Here is a 13,423-nt window from a genome sequence, read left to right on the forward strand (position 1 = left end):
AGAGATATACCTAACAGAATTGTTATTTCTTTTTCAAATATAGAAAGAATTCTTTAAAAATCACTTATTTTTTCCCTTTCATTAATGCCTTTCTTTGGGCTTGTTTATCATCCTTAGGCTTTTCGGCAGGTTTATTTTTTGCTTCTTCCTCTTCTTTCTTCAAGCGAACTTGCTTGGTATATTGGAAATAAAACAAACAAACCATCGCAAACATTAAAAATGAATAATGATAAAATATTTTATTCCAGAAGGTAGGCTCTAGCCCTGCGGGTAAACCAGCACGTAAATCTAATATCCACATGATGATAAAACCAATGGATGCAAAAAGTAGTAATATTTCTTTCTTACTCATGTTAATCTTAAATATTAATATATCAAAGGTTAACGCTTTTCAATGTAAAATCTCCAAGCGTTAACCTTTGTCACTTAAAAACCTTTGTCTCTCATTAATCTAAACTCTCGGTATCTTCTGATAATGGCCATTACAAAGCCTATAATTAATACAAAAGTACCTAACCAAAGTAGGTTGATTAATGGCTTTTTGATAGCTTTTAAGATAATAAAATCTCGCTGAGTAGTATTGATGGCAAACCCAAACTGACCAGTTTTAGGGTCGATATTTGTAAATTTAGCTCTTACCCCGATTTCATCATTTTCTATCGAAGGCATTGCCACCAACCCTTCTTTTATCACGAATACAGGATTTACTTCATAAGGTCTAAAGTCTTTGCCCATTACTTTAATCGTAGCTTGTACGGCTGCATCGTTAGGGCCTAAAGGTTTGCCTTCATATGTATCTACACGCTTTACTTGGTCTAACACAGCCACATAGTCGTTCAAGAAGAAAGTATCTTTTAGTGCTACGGTAAAGTTTTCTGTTTTACTCCACTCCTTTTCTTCCAAATTTGGGGCTAATGCTACATAAGTGTAAAGGTCACCACCAATCGTATGTTTCAAGGCTGGCGATGGTGCATTACCCATTTTTTTATTAATCTGAAATCTTGGATATAGTGTTGTTATTTTCCCTTCTTTGTCTCTAAAATCAATCTCATAGAATTTATTTTCAGGGAAAACTGGTAAAGTATCGCCCGCTGAATAGTATTTCTTTCCTTGTTGAACGATGTCTTCTAAAGCTACCGCATGGAAATCATTCTCTATTAATTCCACTTGTTTTGGATGCAGGTATTCAGGCAATTCTCGTCCTTCTACTCTTACACCTTTATAAGTAAGTGTATAATCACTCATTTCAGACGGTGTGTTCAACCACAGAATGACGTTTTCTTTATTTTCTTTGTCATTATTTTTTGTAAAGGCTTCATCTTTTTCAGAAATAGCAAAACCACTATTATTGATAGACACCACTTTTGAATAACCAGAAGAAAATAATATTCCTAGAAGCATCATAGCTACGCCAATATGCGTAACTGCTCCGCCTGATAATTTATAATTTCCTTTGAAAATATCTAATAGAATACTTCCATTGGTGATGATAGAGAAAATCCCTCCAAACAATAAGGTAATATAAGTTGGCGTACTGAAAAAATCTCCGACTTGTGTTTTAGCTGTAAAAAATATCGCTACAAATGTTAACACTAAACTCAACAAAAGTGGTGTAAGTAAATGTTTACTAAGCGTCTCTTTCTTGATTTTTCTCCACCAAAATGCTTGTCCAATCCCAGAGAAAACAGCAATGCCTACGCCAAACCATAATTGAAATTTAGAATAATAGGTTGGTGCATCTGCGGGTGGTGCTAGTTTTGAAACAAACCCTAAGCCTTCAACAATTTTATTATACACTGGCAATGATGTAGCGGCAATAATCTGGAAAGCCGACAAGCAAAGCGTAGTAGCACCCATAAAAATCCAAAACTCACGGCTGTATGTTGTTACCTCTTTATCATCTGATGGAATTTGTTTCCAACGGATGATTAGCAATACCACTGCCACGAACAAGAAGAATAACATATAAATCAATAACTGACCAGAAAGCCCTAAATCAGTAAATGAGTGAACGGATGCTTCTCCTAAAATACCACTTCTATTCAAGAAGGTTGAATACAAAACCAAGATAAATGTTGCTACGACCAAGATAAAAGAGGTACGAAGGGCAGCTTCATTATTTTTGTAGATAATCATACAGTGAATGGCGGCTATCAATACTAGCCAAGGCACAAACGAGGCGTTTTCAACAGGATCCCAGTTCCAATATCCTCCAAAATTCAAGGTTTCATAAGCCCAATAGCCACCCATAATAATACCCACGCCTAATACCAAGGCCGATACTAAAGCCCAAGGTAAAGCTGGACGAATCCATTCACTAAACTCTTTTCTCCAAAGCCCCGCAATAGCATAAGCAAAAGGAATCAAGGTAGTAGCAAAACCTAAAAACAGGGTTGGTGGGTGAATAACCATCCAATAGTTTTGAAGTAATGGGTTTAAACCGTTACCATCTTCAGGTATAAAATCTGGTTTCATAGCCCATACTGGTAGGTCGGGCATGGCTTCACGCATTAATAAGAATGGGGATGACCCTATTTTCAAATCAATTAATGGCAGTACTACGCCTAAAATCATTGATGACAAAAACACTTGCACAGCCCCAAATATGGCCATTACGGGCGCTTCCCAATGTTTATTGGTATTGATTAATACGACACCCAATACGGCATGCCAAAATATCCAAAGCAAAAAGCTACCTTCTTGACCTTCCCAAAAACAAGAAACAATATAATAAACGGGTAGCGCTTTTGATGAGTGTGACCACGCATAGTGGTATTCAAAATAGTGCTTGTAAATAATGGTGTACAAGACTGCTATAATTCCTACAACTGCTGCTCCGTGGATATAAAAAGCAAAACGCGAAAAGCGTTTCCAAGAAGCTTGCTGTAATAAATCAGTCGTTTGCACTGATTTGAAGTAGCCAATTGTTGAAATTAATGATGTCACAAAGGACAAAATAATAAACAAATGACCAATATTTCCGATGGTTGTATGTAACATAAAGGGAATTGGGATTTTGGAGTAGGGTTGAATAGACCTAAATACCCACTCCAAAATCGTTGATAAAGTTGCTTTCGCAATGTTCGGATAGCCTAAAGCTGTTGGCTGAAAGCTATTTAATTTTCAAGAGAATTATGACTGTTTTTCGGGTTTTGCTTCTTTAAATTCTACTTTACCATCTTGGTATTTTGAAGGGCATTTTAGTAGAATTTTCTCGCATTTAAACACATTGCCATCCATATTCCCGATAATTACCATTTGCTCTGCTCTGCCCATATCTTGTGGTTTAGGGGCATTATAGATTACTTTTTGTTCACGACCATTGTTATCAATAAGCATAAACTCTAAATGGTTGGCATCTAATACAGGGTTATAAACCAAATCTTGAATATTACCCGAAGCGTCTTTTTTTAATTTCCCAACTACGTGTACTTGGTCATTATCTCCTGCTTTAGCCATATTTTCAGCTACAGAGAAATCAACATAAGTACTTGCTTCGGTACCTGTTGAAACAAGAATGGCAACTGCAATAGCAATTACGATAAGTCCGATGATATGAGTCTTTTTCATATTTGTTTATAGTTAGTGATTGAGTGAATTGTGAGTTAGTGATTGGGCTGACAATCACATTGGCAAGCCAACATCTAACTTCTCTATTACTCATTTCTAAAAAGCTTAAAGCTTATAGCTCAAAGCTCACCGCTATTTTTTAAGTTGTTTTTCTAGCTTAGTAATCTTGCTATCAAGATTTATTAAGTAAACAATAATTCCAGCAAAAATGGTTGCAACAACTGCTACTACTACATAAATTCTACCGTCAGCAAATAATTTATCGGCCATTTCAGGTTCTCCTGCGGCATTATCCTGAGCAAAAAGGCTTACAGAAATCAGTAAGCAAATAATTAACGAAAGTGATTTTTTCATATTTCTAATCTTGATTCAATGCTATCAATTTTCTAATTCTTAGTCGTAAGCTGGTAATCCAAAAAGCCAGACAAATCCAGCCGATACAGGCAGGGTAAAAAACGATTCTCATCGTATGTTCCGTATCCATTGGTTTAAAACCTGGGTTCCCACCATTTCCTGGATGCAGAGAATCTGTCATTCTTGGTAAAATAATCAATAAGGGAATCAACAAAGCTACCGCAAAGATGTTATAAATTGCTGAAATCCTTGCCCTTTGCTGTTCATCTGTAAAAGAGCCTCTGAGGATAATGTAAGCGAAGTAGATTAACAGTCCAATAGCAGCTCCATTCAGTTTCACATCATTTGTCCACCAAGTACCCCAAGTATATCTTGCCCAAATACTACCTGTTGCGATACCAACAATCCCAAAGACAATCCCTGTATTGGCATATTCAGATGCTTTATCATCAAAACTCATTAAAGGATTACGAAGATATTGGATAGAATTCCATACCGAAACACCTAGCATAGCAAACATTGCAAACCACATAGGCACATGAAAATAAAGATTGCGAGCGGTTTCGTGAAGTATCGGCTGACTAGGGATATGTCCTAGAAATCCCCAAATTACTACATAGGCCAATAGCACAACGGCCAAGATTTTATACCAGTTTTGTTTCATTATATTATTTGTGATTGAGTGAGTTGTGAGTTAGTGATTTACTATTTCACGCTACATTTTATCACTCTCTCGTTATTTTTTTTGTAATCTAGTGATTGATAATTTCCATAATCTATTTTATCAACCTCAACTTATATCTTTTCCCTTTTACAAATATTTAAGCCCACAAACTCAAATCTAAAGTCTTACCTCTTGTCTCTAAAAGCCCAAAGTCCTAAAGTCTAGAATCTTGCGTCTTGTCTCTTCCTTCTCCTCTAACTCCTCCACAAAAAAGGAAAAAGAATAATACTTAATACCAATACAATGGCATCTATCGCCAACAGCATCAATACTTCGTCTAAACTGCTTGCTCTATCCAAGCCATCCAAAGCATTTTTAGATATTTTCAATAACATTAATAGCATTGGTAGTATTACGGGGAAACTAAGGATAGCCATCAAGGTAGCACTGTTCTCTGCTTTAGATGCAATACCTGCAATCATTGTTAGTGTACTCGAAAACCCTACTGCCCCCAATACTATACTTGCTAAGTACAGTGGTATATCCTCTACTGGATTACCCATCACTACAGCATATACCCCAAAACCCGCCAACGCTAATACTAACATCAAAAGAGTATTATAAACAATTTTGGAAATAATAATACCTACAGGGCTAGCCAAAGTATAGTAATACAAAAGCCTTCCATATCGCTCTTGCGTAAAACTTTTGGCTATGGCATTCATTGCTGTAAATAATAAAATAATCCAAAACAGCGTATTCCACGTAATTTTATCAATTTGATTAGCTTTCATCCGAAAAGACAAATAACAAACATACACTGTACTAACAATATATAACAGCATACCATTAAGCGCATATTTTTGTCTTAGTTCAAGCGTAATTTCCTTTTCTATTAAAGCTTTAATCTCTTTATACATGCTGCGGAATAAGCAATTGTCTATTTTGCGTATTTTTTTTGCAAAGTTACGACACAAACAAAACGCTTGGTCATGAAACAAAATAATATTTTGACATTCCAAAATGATTTTAGTCATTAATTGTTTCTAATGAAGGAACTCTTTGTTAATTTGCATTTGTTTTAGAATAAGTCTAAATAAATCATTTCAAGATTACATGAAATTGACTATTCGATTCTGTTTTTAGAATTGAATTTCTATTCAGTTGAGTACTGATAAATAAAGCCCATGAAAACCATTGCAGATTTACAAATAGGAGAAAGAGGAATTATCGTTAATTTTACAGACGAAGGTTTGTCCTTAAAATTACTTGAAATGGGTTGTTTACCCGGCACACAAGTAACCATGACACATATTGCTCCTTTTGGTGACCCTATTGCTGTGAAGGTTTCTGGATATGTACTTTCGATGAGAGTAGATGAAGCCTCGACGATTGTAGTTGCTTAACAGTAATTGAAAGATGGTATTTGTGTGTTTCTGTATGAAAAGGCAATTATCAAAAACTGCAAAAATTCAGTGTCATCATCTCAATTACTGAGCTTAAAGCCTCTTTATATAAAGTTCGCTCAAAAAATTGCCGTTAATTTAATTTAAAAAATTGAAAAAATCTCCAAAAATAGCTCTCATCGGTAATCCAAACGCTGGGAAATCATCATTATTTAATTCGCTAACTGGCCTTCGTCAGAAAACAGGTAATTTTCCTGGGGTGACGATGGACAAACTAATTGGTAAATGGAAATTAGAAAGTGGGGATGATGCTGAAATTCTGGATTTGCCAGGTATCTATAGTATTTATCCTAAATCTGTGGATGAACAAGTAGTTATCAATATTTTGGCTAATCCAAAACATCCCGACTATCCAGATTTAGCCATTGTTGTGGTGGATGCGTCCAACCTAAAGCGTAATTTATTGCTCTTTAGCCAAGTACGTGATTTGGGCATTCCTACTGTACTAGCACTAAATATGATTGATGTTGCTGAAAATCAAGGAATTGTAATTAATTCTGTAAAATTAGCACGTGAGTTGAATGTTGAAATTGCCGAAGTGAATGCTAAAAAAGGCATTGGATTAAACGGTTTACGGTTGGCGGTGAATAAAACATTGGCATCTGGCTATAATTCTAATGATACCCTACCAATGACTTATTCAAGTGAATTGGTTGACGAAATCAAACAGAAATATGGCGATACTGACGATTATCATGCTTTACTCTGGCTTTCGGAACATGATAATTTAAGGCAATTCAATACCCAACAAAGAGTAGGCTTTGATGAACTGCAAACAAAGTATGGTTGGAAAACCCAAGAGGCGCAGTCAAAGGAAACTATGGCAAGGTATGCACAATTGAATGAAATTGTGGATAACTGCTTACATGAAATGCCAGTTGAAGAAGACCCTATCAATACTTGGACAGACCGCCTTGATAAAATATTCTTGCATCGTTTTTGGGGTTATTTCATTTTCTTAGCCATTCTATTTATCGTTTTCCAAGCCATTTTTACTTGGGCAACTTATCCGATGGATTTGATTGATGGAGGTATAGCCTCACTCAACGAGTTCCTTAAAACAGAGCTTCCTGATTCTAAACTAACCGATTTGCTCACCGACGGATTGATTTCGGGTATCGGTGGCGTGTTGATTTTCATTCCTCAAATTGCTTTTTTGTTCTTCTTTATTTCAATGTTGGAAGAAACAGGCTATATGTCGAGAGTGATGTTTATCATGGATAAACTCATGCGTAGATTCGGTTTGAGTGGGAAATCCGTTGTGCCTTTAATTTCAGGCGTTGCTTGTGCGGTACCAGCTATCATGAGTACGCGTAGTATTAGTTCTTGGAAAGACCGACTGATTACCATCATGGTAACGCCTTTAATGTCGTGTTCGGCACGTTTACCAATTTATACCGTGTTGATTGCCCTTGTGGTGCCAGAAACGAGTTCCTTATTTGGTATTTTCAATTTACAAGGAGTAGCCTTGTTTGCTTTGTATTTATTAGGCTTCTTTGTTGCATTGGTTTCGGCTTGGATTATGAAGCTACTTTTAAAGGTAAAAGAAAGAAGCTACTTCATTATGGAATTGCCTTCTTATAAAGGGCCTAGGTTTTCACATGTTGCCATAACAATTTGGAATTCTACTAAAGCTTTCGTTTTTCAAGCTGGTAAAATTATCGTGGCTATCTCTATTGTCCTTTGGGTATTAGCGAGTTATGGACCAGGTGATTCGATTGAACGAGCTGAAATTAAAATAAAAGCAGAAAACCCAACATTGACGGGTATCGAGTTGGAGAATAAAATAGCTTCTCAGAAATTAGAAAACTCTTATGCTGGTGTTTTTGGTAAAGTAATTGAACCAGTGATTAAGCCTTTGGGATATGATTGGAAAATTGGGATTGCCTTAATCACCTCTTTTGCTGCGCGTGAAGTATTCGTCGGTACGATGTCAACCATTTATAGTTTAGGTGGCGAAGTAGATGATGAAAACGCTACGGTAATGAACAGAATGCGTGCGGAAATCAATCCTGAAACGGGTAAACCCATGTATGATACTGCGTTGGGCTTTTCACTATTAATTTTTTATGCCTTTGCGATGCAGTGTATGAGTACGCTGGCAATTACTTATCGCGAAACTAAATCATGGAAATACCCAGCCATTCAATTATTCTATATGACTGGCCTTGCTTACATTTCAGCATTTATTGTTTATCAGGTATTGAAATAATAATGTTAATAGTTAAAAATATTGATAGAAGGCAAGCTTAGGTTTGCCTTTTTTTGTTGGCAAAAAGAATGACGCTATTTTGAATTATTGAAGGTTGTTAGCATATTTATATTCACCAAAGCAAGTCAACATGATATTCACTAAAAGAACCATCTCTACTAACGATTGTCATTTTTTCACAAAGCGTTTGAGCGATTAACATTCTATCAAAAGGTTCACGATGATGAAATGGCAGAGAAGATACACACACAATGTGTTCTGCCAAAATCGGAAGTGTGAAGAAACCACATTCTTCAATTTTAATAATAAGTTTAGGTATATCTATTGTCATTGCTAACTTACCAAGGCTTACCTTTACAGCAATTTCCCACAGGCTTACAACACTTATATAAATTTCATTAACAGGATTTTCTATTTCTGTTTTTAGTTTGCCGGGTAAATTTAAATCATTCTCAACAAACCAAATAAAGGTGTGCGTATCAAGTAACAACTTCATTCCATATATTCTTTAAAATCATCTAATGGCTCATCAAAATCATCTTCCATTTTAAACGTGCCTTTCATACACCCTGCTTTAGGATGAAGTTTAGATGATTGATATTTTTTTTCCAAAAACTCAATATAATCTATCACCTCTATTTTAAGATGTTCAGGTAAACTAGATAGTTTTGAAAATAAAGCTAAATCTGACATGTTTTTTAATTTTGCTTTAAATTAAATAATTATACGATAAAATACAAATAGTCAATTACTTACAACAGTTAATCCTCTCTTCACCACCTTAAATCATCAATAATATCACTCGCAATCATAGCCATTTGTCCACGACTATTCGCTGCCAAATCTCCTGCTTCGCCATGTTTAAAAACACCTAGAATAGCCGCTTCTTTGGCTGAATATCCTTGTGCTAATAAAGCTACAATAATACCCGTCAACACATCCCCACTCCCCGCAGTTGCCATGCCTGCATTGCCTGTTGAATTAAAATAAACATCTCCTTCGGGAGTAGCAACAGCCGTTTGATAACCCTTTAATACTACAAATATTTGATGCTTTTTAGCAAACTGTTGCAGTAAGCTCAGCTTGTCAAAATCATCTTTCCATGTCAATCCCAATAATTTTTGAAACTCTTTGGGATGGGGTGTCAAGATAGTATTAGGAGGCAATTGTTTTAATAAACTTCTGCCTTCTTCAGTTCCAAGTAAATTCAAAGCATCAGCATCAATGACCATTGGTTTGTTGGTAGCGGCGATTATTACGCTTTCCAACATTTTATAAACATCTGGGTGTGTGCTGATACCCGGACCAATAGCAATAGCTTGATAGTGTTCGAAATCTTTTTCGGTAAAGTGTGTTGAAATAAAATCCAAGTCATCTGAAGTAGTTAGCGTCATAGCTTCTGGCACAGAAACTTGCATTATTGTATAAGCTATATCTGGCACATAACAAGTAAGTTTACCAACACCCGAACGCAAACAAGCCTTAGCAGATAAAATGGCGGCTCCCATCATTCCTTTTGATCCTCCCAATATCAGGCTATGTCCATAAGTGCCTTTGTGAGAGAATTTTTTGCGATGCTTAGGAAAAATTTGCGCTGTATAAAAATAATAAGATGGGAGTTCATTAATCATTTGCTCCTGTAAGCCAATGTCAAGTACTTCCCATTCACCTACAAATTCATAATTCTGAGGCAACATCAATGCCAATTTGGGCAACTGAAAAGTAACAGTAAAATCAGGCTTGAAAATAACATCTTCTTTATCATTTGCATTATCCATAAACAACCCCGAAGCAATATCTACGGCAATTTTTATGGCTGTCGTTTCATTTAAGGTATTGATAAGTTCTTTTAAGATTCCTTCAACACACCGATTGATTCCAGCCCCTAATAGGGCATCAATGATAATGTTATTTTGTTGAATTTCCGAAAATAACGTAAAATCGTTAACGGTCTTGATGAAATTAACTTTAGCAAAACTTTGAAGGCGTTTCAGGTTTATATCAAAATCAGCACTTGTTTTGTCGGTATATTGCACGACAAAAACTTTTACACAAAAGCCCTGTTGCTTTAATAAACGAGCGATAGCTAAACCATCTCCCCCATTATTCCCCAAGCCACAAAATATGTTGACACACAATTTTGTATTCAAAAAATATTTTTGACCAAACCAATTGACAAAAGTAGCACAAGCCCTTTCCATTAAATCAATAGAAGAAATTCCTTCTTTTTGTATCGTAAAAGCATCCAAGGCTCTTATCTGACTAGCATTAAGAATTTTAAGCGTTTCCATTGATTTATTATCTATAAGTTACTTTTTATTAATCATTGTTTCTGTTACTTCATTCAACACCCTAATTTTTTCTTGAAAGTCGCCTTTAATTGACTTTCGGATTTCTCGCAAATTGTCCAATAATTGTTGAATATCATCTGGAATAATATCATCTAAAAACTCTCGCATCCTTTTTGCCATCGTGGGCGATTTTCCATTGGTCGAAATGCCTATTTTTAAATCTCCTTTTTGTACGATTGACCCTAAATAAAAATCACAAAGGGCTGGTGTATCTGCTACATTGCATAAGATGTGTCTTTCAGCGGTACTGCGTTTGATGTTTGCATGCAATTCGGGGTTATCCGTTGCCAAAATCACCAAATCTCTATTATCTAAATCATTATACTCAAAATTCCGTTCCTCTATAATTACTTGTGGAAAACTCTGCGCATATTCTCTCAATTCGGGTCTTATCATCGTTCCCACCACAGTTACTTTAGCTTCAGGACTATTATTGAGCATCGCCGAAAGTTTTTCTAAACCCACATTTCCTCCGCCCACAAGCAAAACATTTAATTCTTCTAACTTAAGAAAAACGGGAAACAATCGGTTTTTTATGGAAGTATTTTGTATCATCTATTTGTTCGAATAATTGAATGAGAATGTCTATAAATATAAAATTAATATCCAACAATGGCTATTAATGAACAATTTGAAAGGCGAAGATACAAACAAAAAACCTTGCTCGGAATCCGAGCAAGGTTTCAGTAATCAAGCATTTATATAAAAATCGTTATGAAAGATTTTTCTTCTTTAGATTGGCAACAAAGTCCTAATCACTTTTTTGTCAATTTTTCCGACAGATGTTTTCGGGATAGCCTTGGCGAAATCAACCGATGTTGGGATTGTCCAAGCAGTGATTGTTTTATCATCCACATACTTTTGTAAGAAATTCTTTAATTCTTCTTTTGTCAGACTTTGGTCTTGTTTCAATACAATCATGGCATGTGGGCGTTCGCCCCATTTTGTATCTGGAATCCCCACGACTGCCACTTCCTGAACAGCTTCATGTTTGCCAATCAGGCTTTCCAAGGCGATAGAGCTTACCCATTCTCCTCCAGACTTAATCACATCTTTTATTCTGTCAGTTATTTTTAAGGAATGATGCTGATCCATTGTAGCTACATCGCCAGTATGCAACCACCCTCCTTCCCACAAATCTTCCGACTTTTCGGGTTCATTAAAATAACCTTGTGTCAACCACGGTGTTCTTGCTGTTATTTCCCCAATTGTTTCTCCATCATTACTAGCAATGCTTCCATTCTCCGTGAGCAACTGTAAATCAACTAAAATAGCAGGCGTTCCAGAACGCGTACGGGCTTTCACTTGAAAATCTATATCTGGATTTTTTGCATCTTCAGGGTTCAAGTACACTGTTGATAAAATGGGGCAAGTCTCAGACATCCCATATCCAGTAATTACATCTATTCCTCTTTGTAAAGCTGCTTTGGCCAAAGCCTCTGGTAAAGCAGAACCACCAATGACTACTTTCCATTGAGATAAATCAATTTGTTGAGTAGCTGGATGTGAGACAAACATCTGTAAAATAGTAGGCACGCAATGTGAAAAGGTAACTTTTTCTTTCACAAAACATTTCAATACCATTTCAGGATCAAACTTGCCAACATACACTTGCTTAGTATTACACATCGTAGCTACATAAGGAAAGCCCCATGCGTGTACATGAAACATGGGCGTAAGTGGCATATATACATCGGTATTATTAAAACGACAAGCACCAGCAATCGCACTGAATGTTACGCTGATGGATAAAGTATGTAACACTAACTGACGATGAGTAAAATACACCCCTTTAGGGTTACCTGTGGTGCCTGTAGTATAAAAAGTAGTGGCTACGGCATCTTCGTCAAAGTCCTCGAAGTCATATTCATCAGCAGCATTTTCTAATAGAGCCTCATATTCGCCTATTATTGGTAACGAAGTATTATTAATATATTCGCCGTCATCAGTACAAACAATAATACTTTTAACGGTAGTTATTTCATCAAATAAAGACGCCAAAAGTGGCAAAAAATCAACGTGACAAATAATTACTTCGTCTTCAGCATGATTAATAGTATATAATATCTGAGCAGGTGAAAGGCGCCAATTGATGGTATGTAATACATTGCCCGTCATCGGAACACCAAAGAAACACTCCAAATATCTATGAGAATCATAGTCTATGACAGCAACAGTTTTGCCACCATCTATCCCCATGTTTTTGAGAACATTTGCTTGTTTTCGAACTCTCCGATTCAGTTCGAAATAATTATACCGTAACGAGTCCTTATAAACAATTTCGTTATGAGGTTCCAAAATTGTAGAATAAGCAAGGATACTTTTAATCAATAAAGGATATTTAAAAGCGTGACTGGCTGAGGGCAACTTGCGAATATTCATTTAAAATCGTCGAGTTATCACAATTTTTTTATAAAAAATATAAAATTATTAATAATAATACAAAGGTAAATGTTTTGTGAAATTAATGTAATTAAATACAAAATTTTATTTCTAAAATCAACTCAATACTATCTTACTACACGATTGATGATGGCATTAAATTGTATCAATACCTGCAAATTTTGAAACAAATAGATTTAATAATCACTAAATCCAATACGGTAAAGCATTTAAATTATCTAAATCAAAAAGTTTAATGTTTTTTTTATGGTTTTAAGCGAGTCCTGTCTTATTTTTACTCCGTACTTTACAAGGCATAGCATTTATTTAGAATAAAATAAGTAAATTGCTACGTGCATTAAAGCGAAATTTCTGATGCATTCTAAAATCTCAACCTAAAAATTTTACCAAAAAAAAATATTTT

Annotated in this window: 13 protein-coding genes; 2 read left to right on the forward strand and 11 right to left on the reverse strand. The window is 35.6% G+C overall.

The window, feature by feature from the left end; genetic code table 11:
- Positions 1–64: 64 nt before the first annotated feature.
- From VB264_RS01395 to VB264_RS01420, 6 genes are all read right to left on the reverse strand, one after another.
- On the reverse strand, positions 65–352 hold the full coding sequence (locus VB264_RS01395; RefSeq protein ID WP_323246213.1) for a hypothetical protein: 288 nt from the start codon (positions 350–352) through the stop codon (positions 65–67).
- A gap of 74 nt (positions 353–426) precedes the next feature.
- Entirely contained in the window at positions 427–3,000 is a 2,574-nt protein-coding gene (ccsA, locus tag VB264_RS01400; protein ID WP_323246214.1) for a cytochrome c biogenesis protein CcsA, read from the reverse strand.
- A 132-nt stretch (positions 3,001–3,132) separates the two neighbouring features.
- Complete coding sequence (locus tag VB264_RS01405) at positions 3,133–3,570, reverse strand: cytochrome c maturation protein CcmE domain-containing protein (protein WP_309913574.1); 438 nt, start codon at positions 3,568–3,570, stop codon at positions 3,133–3,135.
- Between the two features lie 132 nt (positions 3,571–3,702).
- Positions 3,703–3,924, reverse strand: coding sequence for a CcmD family protein (locus tag VB264_RS01410; protein WP_309913571.1), 222 nt, complete (start codon positions 3,922–3,924; stop codon positions 3,703–3,705).
- A 4-nt stretch (positions 3,925–3,928) separates the two neighbouring features.
- Positions 3,929–4,588: a cytochrome c biogenesis protein gene (locus VB264_RS01415; RefSeq protein ID WP_323246215.1), complete on the reverse strand. Its 660-nt coding sequence runs from the start codon at positions 4,586–4,588 to the stop codon at positions 3,929–3,931.
- Positions 4,589–4,842: 254 nt separating this feature from the next.
- Positions 4,843–5,508 carry a heme exporter protein CcmB gene (locus tag VB264_RS01420; protein ID WP_309913563.1) on the reverse strand — a complete coding sequence of 222 codons (666 nt, stop codon included), beginning with the start codon at positions 5,506–5,508 and terminating at the stop codon, positions 4,843–4,845.
- Between the two features lie 267 nt (positions 5,509–5,775).
- Between VB264_RS01420 and VB264_RS01425 the strand changes: the two genes are divergently transcribed.
- Together VB264_RS01425 and feoB are read left to right on the forward strand one after the other, a co-directional pair.
- Positions 5,776–5,994, forward strand: coding sequence for a FeoA family protein (locus VB264_RS01425; protein ID WP_309913561.1), 219 nt, complete (start codon positions 5,776–5,778; stop codon positions 5,992–5,994).
- A 151-nt stretch (positions 5,995–6,145) separates the two neighbouring features.
- Positions 6,146–8,266 carry a ferrous iron transport protein B gene (gene feoB, locus VB264_RS01430; protein ID WP_323246216.1) on the forward strand — a complete coding sequence of 707 codons (2,121 nt, stop codon included), beginning with the start codon at positions 6,146–6,148 and terminating at the stop codon, positions 8,264–8,266.
- A gap of 112 nt (positions 8,267–8,378) precedes the next feature.
- Here feoB and VB264_RS01435 read toward each other — a convergent pair whose 3' ends face one another.
- From VB264_RS01435 to VB264_RS01455, 5 genes are all read right to left on the reverse strand, one after another.
- A complete protein-coding gene (locus tag VB264_RS01435) occupies positions 8,379–8,762 on the reverse strand; it encodes a type II toxin-antitoxin system VapC family toxin (RefSeq protein ID WP_323246217.1) in 384 nt (127 codons plus the stop codon).
- A complete protein-coding gene (gene vapB, locus VB264_RS01440; protein ID WP_323246218.1) occupies positions 8,759–8,959 on the reverse strand; it encodes a type II toxin-antitoxin system VapB family antitoxin in 201 nt (66 codons plus the stop codon). Before vapB ends, VB264_RS01435 begins: the two co-directional genes overlap by 4 nt.
- Before the next feature lie 80 nt (positions 8,960–9,039).
- Positions 9,040–10,557 (reverse strand): NAD(P)H-hydrate dehydratase, encoded by a 1,518-nt coding sequence (locus VB264_RS01445; RefSeq protein WP_323246219.1) that lies wholly within the window; start codon positions 10,555–10,557, stop codon positions 9,040–9,042.
- Positions 10,558–10,575: 18 nt separating this feature from the next.
- Positions 10,576–11,172 carry a precorrin-2 dehydrogenase/sirohydrochlorin ferrochelatase family protein gene (locus VB264_RS01450; RefSeq protein WP_323246220.1) on the reverse strand — a complete coding sequence of 199 codons (597 nt, stop codon included), beginning with the start codon at positions 11,170–11,172 and terminating at the stop codon, positions 10,576–10,578.
- Between the two features lie 177 nt (positions 11,173–11,349).
- On the reverse strand, positions 11,350–12,999 hold the full coding sequence (locus VB264_RS01455; protein WP_323246221.1) for a fatty acid--CoA ligase: 1,650 nt from the start codon (positions 12,997–12,999) through the stop codon (positions 11,350–11,352).
- Positions 13,000–13,423 lie beyond the last annotated feature (424 nt).

Origin of the sequence: Arcicella aquatica (genome assembly GCF_034928825.1) — a bacterium.
Lineage (GTDB): Bacteria > Bacteroidota > Bacteroidia > Cytophagales > Spirosomataceae > Arcicella > Arcicella aquatica.